Source organism: Halorientalis sp. IM1011 (genome assembly GCF_001989615.1).
Lineage (GTDB): Archaea > Halobacteriota > Halobacteria > Halobacteriales > Haloarculaceae > Halorientalis.
Window position 1 is genome coordinate 224,920 of sequence record NZ_CP019068.1, and the last position, 16,918, is coordinate 241,837.

Annotated in this window: 11 protein-coding genes; 2 read left to right on the forward strand and 9 right to left on the reverse strand. The window is 59.0% G+C overall.

Going from position 1 to position 16,918, the window contains the following annotated elements:
* Window positions 1-3: 3 nt before the first annotated feature.
* The 6 genes from BV210_RS18620 to BV210_RS18650 form a co-directional block, all read right to left on the reverse strand.
* On the reverse strand, window positions 4-2,964 hold the full coding sequence (locus BV210_RS18620) for an exodeoxyribonuclease V subunit beta (protein WP_084802728.1): 2,961 nt from the start codon (window positions 2,962-2,964) through the stop codon (window positions 4-6).
* A complete protein-coding gene (locus tag BV210_RS18625) occupies window positions 2,957-5,548 on the reverse strand; it encodes a PD-(D/E)XK nuclease family protein (RefSeq protein ID WP_077208275.1) in 2,592 nt (863 codons plus the stop codon). Before BV210_RS18625 ends, BV210_RS18620 begins: the two co-directional genes overlap by 8 nt.
* 665 nt (window positions 5,549-6,213) lie before the next feature.
* Window positions 6,214-7,155, reverse strand: coding sequence for a WD40 repeat domain-containing protein (locus tag BV210_RS18630; RefSeq protein WP_077208276.1), 942 nt, complete (start codon window positions 7,153-7,155; stop codon window positions 6,214-6,216).
* Window positions 7,156-8,260: 1,105 nt separating this feature from the next.
* On the reverse strand, window positions 8,261-8,548 hold the full coding sequence (locus tag BV210_RS20925) for a HalOD1 output domain-containing protein (protein WP_077208280.1): 288 nt from the start codon (window positions 8,546-8,548) through the stop codon (window positions 8,261-8,263).
* 84 nt (window positions 8,549-8,632) lie between these two features.
* Window positions 8,633-9,283 carry a helix-turn-helix domain-containing protein gene (locus BV210_RS18645; protein WP_077208281.1) on the reverse strand — a complete coding sequence of 217 codons (651 nt, stop codon included), beginning with the start codon at window positions 9,281-9,283 and terminating at the stop codon, window positions 8,633-8,635.
* Between the two features lie 143 nt (window positions 9,284-9,426).
* Entirely contained in the window at window positions 9,427-10,704 is a 1,278-nt protein-coding gene (locus tag BV210_RS18650) for a Cdc6/Cdc18 family protein (RefSeq protein WP_077208283.1), read from the reverse strand.
* A 1,234-nt stretch (window positions 10,705-11,938) separates the two neighbouring features.
* Between BV210_RS18650 and BV210_RS18655 the strand changes: the two genes are divergently transcribed.
* Together BV210_RS18655 and BV210_RS20405 are read left to right on the forward strand one after the other, a co-directional pair.
* On the forward strand, window positions 11,939-12,352 hold the full coding sequence (locus BV210_RS18655) for a TRAM domain-containing protein (RefSeq protein WP_084802732.1): 414 nt from the start codon (window positions 11,939-11,941) through the stop codon (window positions 12,350-12,352).
* 282 nt (window positions 12,353-12,634) lie between these two features.
* Window positions 12,635-12,808 carry a hypothetical protein gene (locus tag BV210_RS20405; RefSeq protein WP_172824936.1) on the forward strand — a complete coding sequence of 58 codons (174 nt, stop codon included), beginning with the start codon at window positions 12,635-12,637 and terminating at the stop codon, window positions 12,806-12,808.
* Window positions 12,809-12,843: 35 nt separating this feature from the next.
* Here BV210_RS20405 and BV210_RS18660 read toward each other — a convergent pair whose 3' ends face one another.
* The 3 genes from BV210_RS18660 to BV210_RS18670 all read right to left on the reverse strand — a co-directional run bounded on the left by BV210_RS18660 (window position 12,844) and on the right by BV210_RS18670 (window position 16,740).
* Window positions 12,844-13,167, reverse strand: coding sequence for a hypothetical protein (locus BV210_RS18660; protein ID WP_077208285.1), 324 nt, complete (start codon window positions 13,165-13,167; stop codon window positions 12,844-12,846).
* 886 nt (window positions 13,168-14,053) lie between these two features.
* Complete coding sequence (locus BV210_RS18665; protein WP_077208287.1) at window positions 14,054-14,857, reverse strand: IclR family transcriptional regulator; 804 nt, start codon at window positions 14,855-14,857, stop codon at window positions 14,054-14,056.
* 494 nt (window positions 14,858-15,351) lie between these two features.
* Window positions 15,352-16,740, reverse strand: coding sequence for a dihydroorotase family protein (locus BV210_RS18670; RefSeq protein ID WP_077208288.1), 1,389 nt, complete (start codon window positions 16,738-16,740; stop codon window positions 15,352-15,354).
* Between the last annotated feature and the right edge of the window lie 178 nt (window positions 16,741-16,918).

Genomic DNA, 16,918 nt, shown 5'->3' on the forward strand with positions numbered 1-16,918 from the left:
CACTCACGCAACCATACCCGTTCGCACGATATCGATGAGGTCATCGCGCGTCAGCGGATCGATTTCGACGCGCTCCCCTTCAGCAGTGTAGAAGATACTGGTCGTAACATCTCGATCGGGATACGACGCACTCACGACGTGGTAGTAGACACTCAGCTGCTTGCGATACTCCGGTTGGCCATGACGGCCCCGATCCGTTTTGTAATCGATGATCTCGACCGTCTCGTCCCGCACGTGAATCAGGTCGACTGTCCCCGACACCGTAACCCGGTCGCCGTCCACGGTCAGTGGCAGATAGGCGTCTTCCTCGACCAATAACTCGCCTTCGAGGGACTCGAGGAATTCCTGCACATGGTGGAAGTCCTCTTCAGCACCGGAGTCTACAGACTCACCGAGCGCATACGCCTCGGCGAAGTCGTGGACGCGGTTCCCGAATTCGGTTCCCTTGCCGTCGGTGACGTCCTCGAAGACATCACCCTGCATCAGCGTGTGTGGCGTGTGGCCAACCGGTCCATCCGGTGTCGGAATCGTCGCACCCAATGTCGTCTGTTCGTAGCCTGTCGGTGATTCTTCGACCAACGCCGGTTCGTAGGCTTCGACCCCGACGTCGAGTTCTTCGAGGAACTGGTTTGGCTTGTCGCCGCCCGCAAAGATGACGTGGTTTTTCGCTCGCGTCGTCGCCACATAGAGTAGCCGCCGTTCTTCGTCGTAGTTGTCGGGCAGACACCGGCGGAGGATCTGCAGACGCCAGTTATCGTAGACGTGGGCCTGGCCGTGATCGGCGGCAAAGATGTCGTGCTGGCGAAGACCGATCGATTCGTCGTAGGTGATCGTCCCACCGCCTCGTCGCCGGGGCGGGAACTTCCCGTCGTTCATGTTCGCGAGGATAACGATGGGATACTCCGTCCCTTTCGCGCCGTGGATCGTCTGGACGGTCACCGAATCGTCGCCGGCACTCGTACTGATCTCGTGTTCGCTACCCGCCTCGATCCCGCGTTCGATATGGCGAATGAGATCGCCGGTAGTGAGCGTCGTCGTCTCGTGGATCGACTGGATCGTGTCCAGCAGGACGTCCGCATACGCCCCCTGCATCCCATAGCGATCGAACACCCGGCGGGCGACTGCGCCGACGCTCTGCAGTTCAGCCAGGGCGTCCCGGAAGTCACACATTGCCCCGGGGCGGGCCACGTCTCCGTCGAGTATCGCGTCGATCTCGTCGAGCGTGTACCCAGCGCGTTCGAGAACGACCGCCCAGCCACGGTCGCTGTCGTATTCGAGGATGCGAAGCCAGGCGAGAAGGAGTTTCGCCTCGTCCGAGCGGAAGAGTTCGACGCCGCCGTCGTACGAGACCGGCAGGTCGTGCTCGCGAGCAATCTCCAAGAGTTCCCGACCGTAATCACGGGTCCGTGTGAGGATCGTAATGTCCTCGTGGCGCGGCGGCCGTCTGGTGCCAGCCTCGTCTTCGACGGCATACTCCTCGTTGTCGACGATTGCCTGAACTTTCGTGAGGACACTCTCGTGTTCGTCCTCGTGCGTGTAGCCCTCGATCCGTGTATTGTCAAACGCCGCATTGGCATCCAGTTCGACGATTTCCTCACGGATCGCGTCCGCGTCGACGTCGTCGGATTTGGCGGCCGGCGTGACGAGCGTCTCCGGGGCGAACTCGAGGATGGTCTCGGTCGAGCGGTAGTTCTCGGTCAGTTCGACGCGGTCGACGTCCGGGACGCCGAACGAAACGCGCTCACGGTCGTCGTTCAGATCGGCCCGGAAGCGCTCGAATCGCGTCTCGAAGTCGGTGATATTCTCGACGGCGGCGTACTGGAAAGAGTAGATGCTCTGTTTCCAGTCACCGACGACACAGATATTGTCGGTGCCGGCCATCAGCAAGGCGAGTTTGAACTGGATCTCGCTGGTGTCCTGGAACTCGTCGATCATCACGTACTCGAAGGCCGTCTCCTCCCGGACCCGGTCCTCCGCACAGAGCAGGACGAACGCGAACAACTGGAGGAAGGCGAAGTTCAGGTAGTTCCGGCCGAGGGCGAATTCGAGATACTCGAAGTAGATATCGTGGACGAACTGCTTCAGCTCGGCCCGGTCTTCCTCGAAGGCCGCCCGGGCCCACGCTGCATCGATCTGTTTCGTTCCACGCCCGCCACGAATCTCGTCTTTGCTGGGGGCATCGCTCCGGTAGCAAGCGTTTTTGTCGTAGCTGCCCAGTTGTTTCCGCAGCCGTGACTGCCTGCTACCCCCGCCCTGTGGGGCGTTGGCTGTCGCGAAGCGGTCCTCGAAGCGGTCGAAATCTCCTTCGAGTCGAGCCTCGCCATCGCGATACCAACCCTCGGCCGTGGGGAAGATCCCCTTCGCTGCGAGCTGTTTGGTCAGATCGAGCAATTCGGTGGGGTCGTCGACGACCCGGAACAGATCGCGGTGTTCGGGATGGTCGGCACGGAAGCGGTCGTAGAACTCCCGGAAGTGGGCCTCTTCGACGAGGTCGTCGTCGAGAATCGTCGTCGAGCCCGTAATCCGATCGTCGATCCCGAGATGGGTGGGCGCGCCGTAGCCATGTGTATCCAGCAGGTCGTGACAGCGAGAGTGGAACGTCTGGATCGGCGCGTCCGCGAGTTCGCGGATACCGTACGACGAGTGGGAGACGATCCGTTCCTTCATCTCCGTCGCGGCACTCTCGGTGAACGTCGCCAGCAAGACGTCGTCGGGTTCGACGTCGGCGTCGTCGAGGATCGTGGCGTACCGCCGCGTGACGGTGAAGGTCTTGCCTGTCCCGGCGCCGGCGTCGACGAGATAGCATCCGTCCGTGTTGTCGATCAGGTACTGCTGGTCGTCGTTGGGAGACGGCCCCGACGCCGTTTCCGACGCAAATTCTGATTCGGGCCGAGAGTCTGCGTCGGCGCCCGTCTCAGCTCCGGGCTCGACCTCGGATCCGAGATCGGGGTCAGGCTCAGACATCTTCACCCTCCAGGAGCATGTCGCGATGATCCACACGCCGGTAGTTCGGTTCGCCGCCCGGTCCCTCGACGGGGAACCGTTCCTCACCCCGACGATAGCGATTCAGCGTCTCGCGTTGCTCGCGAACGAACGCCTCGAACTGATCGAGATCCTCTCGGAAGAACGCCCGCTTGCGAACGCCGTTGAGTGCGCGGATCGCCTGATCACAGCCCTTCGCGGGATCTCCAACGTCCGCCGAGACGGCTGCATCGACGGCACTCTCGAACGACGCGGCGAACGCCGAAGCACGGAGTTCCTCCCTGTCGGTCGTCTCGGGGAAGGACTGCTGGCCCATAATGTCGCTGTAGGCCTCGAAGCCAAGATCCTCGAAGGTCTCGACACAGTCGTTGTATCCATCCAGCAAGACCTCGTAGGCGTCCCGCGAGGCGACGAATTCGTCGAACGTAACGGGATGGTAGGTGACCGTCGTCAGCATTTCGTCGAGACTGGCGTCGCCGGTCACGAGGTCGTCCAGTGCATCGATGAAGTGGAAGAAGGTGAATTCGAGGCGCTGGTCGGACCGGATGGTCCGCCAGTGGGCGAGATACAGCAGCGCCTGGAAGTTCGGCGTGTCCGCAGGTGGGTCCATAGTTGCCTGTTTGACGACGTCCCGCTCGGATTTCTGCGAGCCGCTTTTGTAATCCAGCAGGTGGGCTGGCCCCTGGACGAGGTCGATCATCCCCTTGATCCCGAGTGTATCGTTCTCGAACCAGCGTTCGGTGACCGGTGACTCGACCGTGAGGTCGAGGCGTGTGGCGACGACGTTCTCGCCCCAGCCCGACGTCGGCGTGAGGACCGTCTCCGTCGGTGGCGGGTTCTCGTCGAGATACGTGACGATCGTTTCGAGCCCCGTCCGGTATTTCGTCTCGCGGAGCTCGCGGTCCTCGTCGGCATAGTATGGCTGAACGTCCGAGAGCATGTACTCGACGAGATCGTCGATGACGGCTCCATCGATCGCCTCGGGATGGGTCGCATACACCTCTGCGAAATCGTGAAAGAGCGTCCCCTCGGTGAAGTAATCCTGATCCGGGGAGTCGACGAGGCGACCGAAGAGATGATCGCGGGGGGAGTTGACGAGCGTATTGAGCGTCGACTGGCTCAGCCGGTCGACTGTGTCAGGTTCGACGGCCGTGGGGTCGCGGTCGAAGCCCTCACCGGTACCATCGAAGGTTCTCGTATGGTCGACACACTCGAAGTCGGTGAACCGCTCGACGTCGTCGAGGAGTTCGTGGAAGTAGAGACATGGTGTGACGGGATCACCACCGGCGGTGTCCTGGACCAGGTAATAGCGCTCCACGCCGTTCTGCAGCAGGCGCTGGAAGCTCGAGAGGTAGCGGTCGAACTGGGCGTCGCGATCGACCCACGGCCGTCGTGGGGCCGAATGCGTCCAGCTCTCGTCCAGGCCGATGTAGAACACGAGGGGGCGGTCGACGTGGCCCGCTGCTTTCGCGTCGGCGAGCAGTACGCCCTCGTTCTCGCGGTCGACCGGCACCTCGTAGGTCTGGAGATAGAAGGCCAGGTCGTCCACCCGGTCGGCCGTGACGGGTTTGGCTGTGAGCCCGAGTTCGTCGAGTTCCGTCTCGAAGGCTGTGAGATCGGTCCCGAGTCGCTCCTCGACGGCGGTGAGTGCCTCGCCGAAGGTCTGTCCCTCGAGTGTAGCCGCAAAGTCAACCAGCCAGTCCAGATCGGGACTCTCCATGTCGAGATCCCGAAGTCGTTTCTGATCGTGTTCGACGGGAACGTCGATTCCGAGTCGGGCACAGAGCGGGCGGACATCCTGGACTGTCGTATTCTGACCCGCCTGCCCCAGTCTGAGCAGGCCCACGAACGCACGATTGGCCGGTTCGTCAGCAAAGCCCGGTCCACCGTAGAACGGAATGTCCGCGGCTTCGAGTGCCGATTCGACGAGCGAGGCGTAATGACTCGACCCGTCGAGGACGACCGCGATACGACCGGCCGAATCCCCGTCGATCGCTTCCAGCAGTGCGTCGACAAGGGCCGCCGATGAGTCGAAGACGTGGAACGGTGGCAGCCCGAAGGCGTCGTCCGTGAAGAGATCGACGGTGGTGTAGTCGTCGGGGAGGATACTCCGTTCGAGCGGCGTGAACTCCTCGGGCCCGACCACAGCGAGTGACTGGTCGGAATCGATCGTGTAATCCGTGAGTTTGCGGGAGGTCGTCTGGAGGGGGCGCATGTACTCGACGGCGTCCTGTGTCGGGGTATCGGCGTAGGCGTCGTAGTCCAGAATTGCGTCGATCGACGCCTGGTGCTCCCAGCACTGGAGGATGTTCCCGACGGAGTAGGCACACGATTTCCAGTCGAGATCAGTTTGCTCTATCAGTTCGAGGAAGGCGATCCGATCCTCAGCCTGCTCCCGTCGGCCCGCGGCAACCCGTCGTGGTGTGGTCGCGAACGTTCCCAGGTGGGGACGATCCAGCCGGCGGTTAAGCGCGCTAGCGAGCGGTGCATCGGGGACGAGTACGAGATCGTGGTTTGCGACATCGGTGTAGATATCGTCGATTTGTCGAGCCCGCTGAATTGGCACAGCGGAAAGATGTAAGGCCAGTCGATAAATGTTGGGCGGTGTTTGGCAGGCTGAACCGGGTGGAGTCAGCGGCTGCGATCCCGTGTTCGTCGCCCACGCAATCGTCGGGGTGTGTTTCCGGGTGGCTTTGGAGCGCGAGAATCCCCTTGAATCGTCGACTCCCAGTGTTCGATCACGAAATTCCCCTCTCGGGTTTCGTAGATCGGCCCCTCGTACTCTCGGTAGCCGACATGGGTTGTCCCCTCTCGTCGCGTGAAACTGAACGTGTACGCTGGGGTGCCGTCAGCTTCGACCGGTTCCACGGAGCGGCGTTGATACACATACGTCTTCGCCTCTCGTTCGTTCGGCCGACAGTGTTCGTCGATAAAGGTGTCTAGGGCAGCGGCCGGCGTGTCACCGACGAATCGCTCCGTCATCGGGATGGCCTCCTAGCAGTTGTTTGAGTTCGATATGCTCGTCGGGTTGGGTCAGGGCTGCGGGGATGGTGCCTCGCCATCGCCCACTGCCTGGCGAGCGAAAACCACCCTTGCGATGCGGCCAGTGCACGAGAACTACTTTGGCCCAGTACCAACCACGAAATGGAGTCGGCTACGAGTGACATTACAGGGGTGGCTGGTCGCGGCTTCAGGGATGAAGGCTCGCCTGGTGGAGCCGTTGGTCTCGAATTATCCGAGATTTGCCGTGAGCGATCGAATACTCGCAGGAACGTGCCCAGCATCGGCCCAGGTTCCATCCGCTTCGTGGCGGATCAGGCGGCCGTCGTTCGTCCCCGCCACCACCTCTCCGTCGACGGCCGTCCACGCGAGGACAACCTCGGCTGGACCACCAGGATACGACCGTTCATCGAACGTTTCACCAGTATCAGTGGACTCTACCAAGATCGCGTCGGCACCGTTCTCCCCGCTCCATGTCCCCGGCGAGCTCCGCGCTGCTGCCGCATAGAGCCGGCCATCTAGTTCGAAGGCCTCACGGAAGTACCGGTGATCGAGATCCGTATCGAGGCGCGACCAGGACTGTCCAACATCCTCCGTTCGATAGAGCCCATCACCGGTCGACGCGATGTACGAGTCGGGACCGAGCACGAAGACGTGGTGGACGTCATCGTGGACGCCGTCTCGACGCTCGGTCCAGCTCTCACCCCGGTCGTCACTGACGTGGACGCCGCCGACTTCGACGCCGGCGATGACGCGATCAGGGGCCGCCGGATGCACATCGAGACTCCGAACGTGAGCCTCGTTGCGGTGCCGGGGCGTATGCCACTCGTCTCGCGACGGGAGGTCCTGAAAGCCCTCGAGTTCGTCCCACGTAGCTCCGTCGTCGGTCGACACGTAGAGATGTGCTGGATGGGTCCCCGCGTAGAGGCGCTCACCGTCTGGACTCGCAACGACGGAGTACACTTCCTCCTGGGGGACAGCCAGATTTTCCCACGTGCGTCCCTCGTCTCGCGACCGATACAGGCCTGACTTGGTCGCCGCGAACACGCCGTCGGCGTCGGGAAAGCTGCGGACGCGGAGCGTGTCTCCGCTGTCGAGGACCTGATCGGGGTCCTCGAGGGGGACAGTTGCAGCGCGGAAGACGCCGTCCCGAGTACCGATGAGCAGTCCCATGGACGGTGTATCCATCCGCAGTTGGTTAAAGATACGAGCGCCCACTCTCGTTCACAGGCGAGGGTGTCAGTGCATTCGTCGCCCGATCTTCCGGCTCTTGTAGGTTGATCTCCACAGGTATGCTGTAAGCCAAGTAGCTAAGCCAGTTAACTAATCTATTCGGCTAAGCTAATCAGCTAAGCCACATAGCTCGATCGGCAGATCGCAAAACGTCGCCGCACTGGAACGAGTTCAGGATCCGTTCTCGCCGTCGATCCTGAACAAGATATCGAGCACCGGGTCGTCGACGACGAGAGTCCTTCCAAGATCGGGGCGCACTCACCCACGAAGAATCGGGACATCAGCCAATCGTACTACGAGACAGAGCTCGTCAAGACTGTTGAAAGTTTGCTGTCACCGCTGAGGGTGTCATAGAACAGTTCTCAAGGTGGTTGTTTCATGGAAGGGGAGGTGAACCGTCTGTTCAGTGTGTCTGCGTATTCATCAGAGTTGCCGATCAGAATCCACTACTGTCTATAGAAAATACGATCAAACTATGCCCTCCCGCCGTACTGTCATCGGGTCACTTGGAGTTGCCGCTCTGGGTGGACTCGGTGCCTGGTTGTGGTTCACTCCTGCAACTGGATATGTCCAAGAGAAATCGATCGAGGCAAGCTACCGAGAGGGGAACCAATTGCACAGTGAATCGGTTATAACTGTCACTCTCAGCAATCCTCCCGGCTCCGACTCACCTCAAATCGACTGGCTACACGATGATTGGCAGGACCGATTTGAATCCCCTTCTACACCCGTGGTTTCTGAATCGTTACATACCGACCTGCAACAAGCCTACGAAGAGGTACGCTACGTAGTCGGAGTTTGTAGCCCATCGTGGGGTGAGGACGTGGAGGCGATAGGCTGTTACAATGGGAATGCCGGACGAGTGGATTTCAACCGCGCTCAAGTCCACGATCGCGTGACCGCCTCCAAAACAAACCCTGGCCTCTCAATACACAGCATTAAGGGAACGTGGTCGTTCGATGAGTCGTGATCGGTTGACTCTCTCTGCTGAGCGAAACAGGGGGGGCGAAGAATATGGCCGACATCTGCATTCGCTACTCTGTCGTTAACTACTACTGTCGTAAAGGTAGCCCTGCCCGGTGGACTCAATGGCGATTCGATACCCATGGAATTCGAACCGAACAGTCCGGCTCGCGGATCGCTGCTCCTGATACTCAGTAGTAAAGAGGGAGTTGAGTGCTTCAGTGTCGATCGCGGAGTGGAGTGAAGGGACTTCTCTGGGGTCCAAATCGCATTCCTCTGCAATTGCCGATATAGCTGCGATGGCTGGGCCTACAGCGGAGTTCCACTCGAACGTACGCAGGGGCTCGTCGTTGACTGGTTGAGTCTCCATAGCCACGACCAACTACCGGTCTGTCCCCTGTAAGAATCCCCCTACCATCGGGAATGGTATGTCCCCTTCAGACCCACCGATAGGTTACGTCCCAGTGTCAGGGAGCAGCGCATCCTCAATTAAATTGCGGGTCCCTCTGCGGAGACGCTCCGAGAAGGCGCGACGGGAGATTCCGAACTGTTCACTCAGCTCATCCTGAGTTGTCGTCCGTGGTTTGTCAAAATAACCCTCTTCGTACGCGATCAGCAAGGCGTCGCGTTGATTCTGCGTTAATTCCCTGTGTTCCCCATCAATGAGATCCTCGAGCGAATACAGGCGGCTCAGACTGATTGGGATCCCCTCGGCTTCGAACACTTCCTGAAACCGAGTGAGACTGTCCTGCTCTTCCGCCCGGACCTCGAACTCCCAGTGATTCGTCGTCCCGAGGGCCTCGACGATCGTGATATCCAGTTCTTTTAGCCCCTCGACCACGGCAGCGTTTGGCGTCCATTTTGCCCGGAACAAGGCCACGTTCCCTGAGGTCTCTATTTCACGCGTGTCTTTGACCTCAGGCTCACGTTCGGCGTATTCCATAAATTCGTCCGGGTCACACCCTCGAACCCAAAAGAACGGGAGTGCCGACTCGTCGGTCGGAACGATTTCGTCGATTTGAATTTCGATGTCCGGCATTTCGATGAGCGTCTTGCCGAACGGAAACGAACTTGGCGGGATGGTGAACTCGGCCACATAGACCATAGCGGAAATTCCATTTCCTGCTATTAAGCACTACCCGCCACCCATACAATCGAACTGCCGTGGCCGAATACATTCTGGACGAGGGGTGTGGATTCACCAGGATGCGGAGCCGTCAAGCCACCTCTCAGGACAGATGCCTCCTCTCAGGCCAGATCTTCGAGCCGGCTATCTCGAAGCACGGATTTGAGGACGATCCCGGTATCCTGTACGAGGCGGTGTTCGAGATAACTACCCTGTCCGCGGCCGCCACCGGTCCGCGTCGACTCGACGACGCCGAGGAAGGCCTGCTCGTTCAGGAGTTCGTACACTCGGTGTTCGCTGAGAACGTTCGCATCGACCTTGTCGACGGTCTGTTTGTACCGCTCGTAGATGCGACTGGTCGAGAACCCATCGGTAGAGGGGTTTTCCTCGGTCAACAGCGCCAGTGAGTAGAGGATGAACTTGACCTGCGTCGTCGAACCCCGGAGGAGTTCCTCGAACCGGTCGATTTCGGCCCACTCCTGGGCATCGCGAACGTGCTCTTCGGTGACGGTGTCGGCGTTGTCCCGTTCGGCGAGTTCGCCGGCGTGGCGGAGAATCTCGATCGCCTTGCGTGCGTCGCCGTGTTCCTGGGCAGCGACGGCCGCAGTCAGCGGGATGACGTCGTCGGAGAGGACGTCGTCGTAGAAGGCGTCGCGACGATGCTCCATGATATCCCGGAGCTGATTGGCATCGTAGGGCTGGAAGACGAACTCCTCCTCGCGGAGACTCGATTTGACCCGCTCGTTCAACCGATCCCGGTATTCGATCTTGTTGCTGACGGCGATCACACCGAGATGGCAGTCGGCCTTCCCGGATTCGCGGGCGCGTGAGAGTTGCATCAGGATATCGTCGTCGTCGAGCCGATCGACTTCGTCCAGGATGATGATGACCGACTCGAACGCTGTATCGAGAATTTCCCAGAGATAGTCGTAGTACTCCCCGCTGCCGATCCCCGAGCGCGGGATTTCGAACTCGGTGTGGGGCGTGTCGTTGAGCGACCGGGTAACTGCACGGGCGACCCGGGTCTCGGTGTTGTGCTGGGCGCAGTCGATATAGACGGTCCCCACCTGAACGTCGTTCGATTCCGCAGCTCGTTTCGCACGCTCGGTGACGTGCCGTGCAACGAGCGACTTCCCGGTCCCGGTTTTCCCGTAGACCATCACGTTGTTCGGCGGATCTCCCCGAACGATGGGTCGGAGTTCCGCGGCGACGGCCTCGATCTCCTCGTCGCGACCGACGATGCGGGCACTCTCGGGAACGTGGCCCACCTTGAGGAGTTCTTTACGGGCAAAAATGTCCGTCCGATCGGGATCGTCTTCGTCGAGATTGAAGAGCGGATCGTCGGCGGGATCCTCGAACCGATCGTCGATCTTCGTTTCCTGAGACGATTCCTCGGTCATAGATATCTTACATCGTGGTGGCCGGGACCTTAATAGTTCGCCCCCGAACCAGAGTGTAAATCAGACGTTTCCCCGGACGGGCAGTTTTCTCGACTCCGAATCAGTTGCAGAATATGTTGGGGCAGTCCCGAGTGAAACGACGGGAGGAGTAGGTGTGCTGGATACGAACACGGACAGTGGCACACCCCTCGTCCAGAGTGTATCGCCGACTCCCGTCCCGAGACTACCCACCCCTGGTCAAGAGTGTAGTTGGAGACCTGTCCGGAGACAAACCCACCACCCCTCGTCCAGAGTGTAAAATCCACTCGGGACTAGTATTCGAGGAGAGTCAGTGAACACACCATCTGACACACGGTATGCACCCCTCATCAAGAGTGTATCACCGGTGCAGTTAATCGATTAGAAGGATCACGCTGGTCACAGGTGCAGGATAGAGTACAGAGTACAGACACCCCACGTCAAGAGTGTATTCTCGAAGCAGATCGATGGCAACGACGGTCAGCTGGGAAGTGCTCGGTACATCGAGCGACCCTGTAGGTGATTGCAAATACCTCCACTACTGAGAGGACAGGTTATCTGGCACTGAGTTGTGAATTGTTTAGTCGAGCCCACACACCCCTCGTCCAGAGTGTATTCCCAAACGGGAGGGGTTGGGTCCGTTGAGAAGGAACGCCATGAAGATAGTCGTACCGTCCGATATCCCGAAGATCACGAGCTCTCCTGCTGGAACAAGTATTGACCAGCGTAGACACGGCCTTCTAGCCAACTCTTGCAATATTTTTTAGTATTGTCTAGAAGCTTTATTACCTAGTGTTCCCAATATTTCCCCAAGTGCATTCAGCACTCCAAAAAGACAAAGGCGGGATTCGTCTGACTGCAACTGAATCACTCCTTTCGTCAACGCTGGTTTGATCGGTCGAATTCCGGTTACTGTGTCCTCTACCGTTGAAATCTGCCCTGCTTCTCGTTATAGACCGTTCGTTCGTCAGCTCTCACCCCCACCCACCTGTTTCCCGTTACACTCTGGACGAGGGGTGTGTGTCTCCTCTCTCGTTGCACTCCCAGTTGAAACACCGACACTCGCGAGACAGACGCTTCTAGATTCTCGCGATCTTAACCAACATCGAAGGCGGCAAGTTCCATCTGTTGGTTAAGTAGTTTGGTCACCGGATGCTACTGCTCTAGCCAGTACAGTGAAATGGCCTGCCCGTTAGGTTCCCAAGAAGACCCGAAGATGAACGTTCCTGAAGAAATCCAGTGTCTCTTTTCGGCATCGATTACGACGAAGGACGGGACTCCGGTAATCGAAGTCCCTGACCGTGAGATCGAACTCGGCGAGCTGCAGTCGAACACAGTGTATCGAGTGGCACTTCTCCCGTCACCGGATTCAGACGCCCCATCCCAGCAATCTCCGGAGCCTGACCAACCATCTGGCAATGAGACGCCCCCTGTCGAAGAGGGGGAGACTCGCCGCGTCGAGATCGAGGATATTGGTGATCAGGGCGATGGCGTCACGAGAGTCGACCGTGGCTACGTCGTCATCGTGCCGGACACGAAGCAAGGCGAACGTGTGGAGATCGAGATCGCAGATGTGCGACAGAACGTCGCATTTGCGACGGTTACGGAACGACTCAGCTACTACGACTGAGCACCTCCACCGGCTAACGCTGTGAGCGTTTTCCTCGTGCCACTCAAATTCGACCGAACCAACGGACCGTATTTCTCCACGTCGCTACCGGCCATCCAACTACACGATTCCCAACGCATACGATGGACAGCGAGGGATGACTGTGAGATTCCTATCTGTCTGTTCCATCTGTACAGCAAAATCATATACATCTGTAATCATCTTACGAATATAATAGTCTATATAGGCAGACTATAGTCCTAATCCGGTACATTCATCCATGCCTGGTCGAATATTCTAAACATGCAGGACTCGACGAACGAAGTCGGTCAGCGCGATCGCGAACCGGGGACTGTGGTCGCAGCGATCGATCAGTTCGACGAGGAATCACACGTCGTCATCGCAGACACGACCCAGGACGACCGCTGGCTCGCGATGCCGACGTCCAATACGGCAGTCCTCGATGAATGGCGGTGACCTGCGGCGCTCGAGGCGATTTTTGATCATCCTGTTCACTCGTCTGGATCGACTGGGCCTTTATATTTGGACCTGACCCGATCTCCGTCTCGCCATTGCCAGTAGTAGTAGCGGTTGTCGTTGATCTCCTTGATCGTGATCGTTGCCTTTGCAGGGACGTCGTTCGGGAGATCGTCAGGCCGCTCTGCGGCCACATTTTCGTCCGATTCCCCCTCGAGACGATCCTCGCGAGTTTTGTACTCCGCCAACTCTTCGGCATAGCGAGCAACGTCCCGCAGGTGTTCTGGGGGGAGTTCGTTGAGCGTGTTGACAATCTCCGACGAGAGGCTTGCCGGTGGGGTCGGAGGTTCGTAAGACATTGGGTACTCTATTGTTAACCAACACGGAACAACCACCCATAGATTTGTTGGTTAAGGCGGTGGGACAGTTCCGTCTCTGTCGACTGTCTCACCGTCTGACCATCCCGTATCAATACTCCATCACATAGTATTACAGTGTATCTATGAAATATGGTATATTCTGAGTAATCTTCGGTAACAGACTACTTGATCTGGTAGAGATAACGATTGCGTCTTCGGTGATCGAATACAGGAAGTTGCTCGATTTCGCTGGCCGAGCAAGTCGATCGACTCCGGGGTAACGGGGCGCTACGCGGAACATCGCTTTTATCCACCAGTTTCGTTGCGTGATCGATGCAGACAATGCGGCGGCTACCTCCAATTGTTCTCATTCTGGTTGGTCTGGAACGGCTCTTGTACGTCCTCACTCACCCCAGTAGCTTGTTGGCGCGGTTTTTGACATCTCGATTGCCTTTTTCAGCAACTGCCGACGACAGATTGGGGGTGTTCGATATCGGATAAATCTGCACGCCATTCGTGGCACAAAGGTGTCGTTCACGTCGAGCTGGTATTGCCGGCCGCCTCAAACGACACATCAAGTATAATTATACTATTATTCATTGTTATCTGACCATTCATGTCTTTTCTCAGTTAGTCAGCACCCGAGGGGTTGCGTAAGTAACTTGCTGGTTCCGTGTCGCTTCAGACAGTATCTGCTGTCTGATGGTAGTCATTCGGTAATGGCTGAACGTGGGTTGACAGCACGGCCTGCTGAACGGTGAAGTGAATAACAGTACTATGTCCGTTATTCTATGGGGCAGGTATCCGCCGAGGGATCGAGTCGGCCGTCCATAGTACGCCGTCGAAGCAAGAGAACCATCCCATTGTCTGGCAGACTGTGGCAACGTCAGGTTTCGTCGGGGGGCGTCTGCTGGGCGATCTCCGCCTCGACGTCGTCCACGGCGTTCTGGAGGATATCGACGGACCGATCGATCGACGACCCGGCGAGATCGAATCGGTAGGCCGGGCCACCGATGGAGAGGCTTCCGACGACCGTCCCATCCGAGCGGGTCACTGGGGCACCGATCGATCGGTATCCGGTCTCCAGTTCTTCGTCGTTCGTCGCGTACCCCTGTTCGCGGACGGTTTCGATCGCTTCGATCAGCGTCTCCCGATCCGTGATCGTGTTCTCGGTCGTCGCCGGGAGGCCGTGGCGATCCACGATTTCGTGAAGCCGTTCCGTCGAGAGCTCCGAGAGGATGGCTTTCCCCGACGCGGAGTTGTGCATGTTGAATCGGCTCCCCGCCTGCAGAAACGTGCTCCCAACGGCGGGGTTACTCGGATTCGAGTCCCCCATCACGTACTCGATCGAATACATACTCCCGTTCTCCGAGACGGCGAAGTTCGCCTCCTCGTTGGTGGATTCGGCGAGGCGGTACACCTGGATTCTGGCCGGCGTGTAGATATCCCGCCGATTGCGGGCGTGCTCGCCGAGTTCCAGAAACTGGAGTCCGACGTGATACCGTCCCTCCTCTTCGACGAGATACCCCGCGTCGACGAGGGTCGCGAGGTGATTGTGGACCGTACTCTTCGCCAGGTCGAGGGCCGTCGCGAGTTCCGTCACCGTCGAGCCGTTCTGCCGTTGAATCTCCCGGACGATGTCAATCGACGTCTCCGTCGTCTTGACCGGCCGCGCGCGATTGTCCGTCATTGGCCGAAACCAGCGGAGCCGGAATTATAAGTGTTCGGTATGTGTGAACAGCAGTGAGCGTCTTCACACGGAAAATCGGGCGGTTCGAGGCCGCCATTGATATGGAGATATTCGGATGTGCGGTTCGATATATAAATGGCGCAGAGATCGAGTGAGAGACCGATCGGACGGCCGATTTCAGCCGAGCACGCTTATAAACAAGATACGCGTCTGTTCACGTCTCGCGAACAGTGGGCTGTGCCAGTTATGTACGGTCGAAAGCCGCCGATAGCGAAGTTGCTGGGGGAATTAAATCGTGGCACCAACTTCTTTTTGATTGATATATTCGCACTATGTGAATCGGTTGCTAGCACGTAGATGGCAAATCGACTGCATTGGAGACCAGCAGAAAGCGGTCTTCGGTTCGCAGTCACTCCCTGGTCTACTGTCGTCACCGGCGATGCAGATGGAAGAAAAAAGGGTAGAACCGCCGTCTCGACCTGTCGATCGGTTCGTTATCGTTCGTCCGGGGCCCAGTCGGGGATGTCGCGGTCGATGAACTCCCCGTAGCCGGGTTCGGCGACGATCTCCCCGTCGTCGGCGATCAGTTCCCCGCGCAGGAACGTCTTCTTCACGCGGCCGGTCACGTCACGACCTTCGTAGATCGTGTAGTCCGCGACGGAGGCGTTGTCGTCGGCCGTGATCGTGTACTCCTCGTCCGGATCGAAGATGACGATGTCCGCGTCGGTCCCCGGTTCGAGCGTGCCCTTGCCGGGCAGTCCGAACGTCCGCGCGGGGTTCGTACACATGACGCGGACGAGGAACGGGTACGAGAAGCCGCGTTTGTTGACGGCTTCGTCGTGGAACACCGGCAAACTCGTCTGGAGGCCGTTGACACCGAAGGAGCTGTCCCACCAGTTCTCGACCTCCTTGTCCGCACGCTTGAACGCGACGTGGTCGGTGGAGACGACGCTCAGGGCACCGTTGTGCAGGTGCTCGAACATGGCGTCCCGGTCGTCGGGGGTCCGGAGCGGCGGGGCCTGGATGGCCAGAGTCCCCTGCTCCTCGTAGGCGGATTCGTCGAGTGCGGTGTAATGCGTGCAGGTCTCGCCGCGAACCTCGCTGCCGTCCGTCTGGAACGACTCGAGGACGTCGGCGGCCTTCGCACACGTCGTGTGAATGCCGTAGTACTTCGCCCCGGCCTCCTGGGCCATGCGGACGGCGTCTTCCGCGGCCATCGCTTCCGTGTAGTCGGGGCGAGCGCGCGGATACTCCGCGGGATCGGTCGCACCCTCCTCCTTGAGCCGTTCGGTCAACGCGTTACAGACCGAGGCGTCCTCCGTATGCAGCACTGCCACGACGTCACGGTCCGCGACCTCCTCGAAGACGCGGTTCATGAACCCGTTCGAGAGCCCGATCTCGTAGGCCGTGAACATCTTGATCGAGGTCACGCCCTCCTCGATGACCGCGTCCAGTTCGTCGAACACGGCGGGGTCCTCGCGCGTGATGACGCCGTGGAGCCCGTAGTCGATGAGCGAGTCCGCTCCCTTCCGTTTCTGTCGCTCGACGGCCTCGAGGAGCGTGCCTTCCTCCTCCCAGATGCTGAGGTCGCCCAGCCAGGCCTCCCAGGCGAAGTTCACGCAGGAGGTTACTCCGCCGAGTGCCGCCGCACTCGTCCCCTCCTCGTACGGGTCGATCGAGAGGTAGCCGTCGATGTGGACGTGCGGGTCGACCACGCCGGGCATCACCAGTTGTCCCGAGGCGTCGACGACCTCACGGGCTTCGACGAAGTTCGCCCGATCGCCGATCCCGACGATCGTCCCGTCGTCGACGGCCACGTCCGCCTCGAAGCACCGATTCGGAGTTACGACAGTCCCGTTGGAGATGATTAGATCAACGGTCACGTGCTAGCCGATTAGTCGAATCAAGAAAAGTGTGACCATCAGACGCAGGCCGCCGTGCTGATGCGGTCTGGGATCACGACCGACCGAACGGGCAGGAATCCCGCCGAAAACCATCATCATTTAACAGAAAGTATTAAACAGGGTCGTGTTACAATCCTACTATCATGGTACAAGGTGT

Bases quoted from the DNA above. Each gene is read 5' to 3' on its own strand.
- BV210_RS18620 (WP_084802728.1), bottom strand. From the start codon at position 2,964: ATGTCTGAGCCTGACCCCGATCTCGGATCCGAGGTCGAGCCCGGAGCT.
- BV210_RS20405 (WP_172824936.1), top strand. From the start codon at position 12,635: ATGCAGGACTCGACGAACGAAGTCGGTCAGCGCGATCGCGAACCGGGG.
- BV210_RS18660 (WP_077208285.1), bottom strand. From the start codon at position 13,167: ATGTCTTACGAACCTCCGACCCCACCGGCAAGCCTCTCGTCGGAGATT.
- BV210_RS18645 (WP_077208281.1), bottom strand. From the start codon at position 9,283: ATGGTCTATGTGGCCGAGTTCACCATCCCGCCAAGTTCGTTTCCGTTC.
- BV210_RS18650 (WP_077208283.1), bottom strand. From the start codon at position 10,704: ATGACCGAGGAATCGTCTCAGGAAACGAAGATCGACGATCGGTTCGAG.
- BV210_RS20925 (WP_077208280.1), bottom strand. From the start codon at position 8,548: ATGGAGACTCAACCAGTCAACGACGAGCCCCTGCGTACGTTCGAGTGG.
- BV210_RS18665 (WP_077208287.1), bottom strand. From the start codon at position 14,857: ATGACGGACAATCGCGCGCGGCCGGTCAAGACGACGGAGACGTCGATT.
- BV210_RS18655 (WP_084802732.1), top strand. From the start codon at position 11,939: ATGAACGTTCCTGAAGAAATCCAGTGTCTCTTTTCGGCATCGATTACG.
- BV210_RS18630 (WP_077208276.1), bottom strand. From the start codon at position 7,155: ATGGGACTGCTCATCGGTACTCGGGACGGCGTCTTCCGCGCTGCAACT.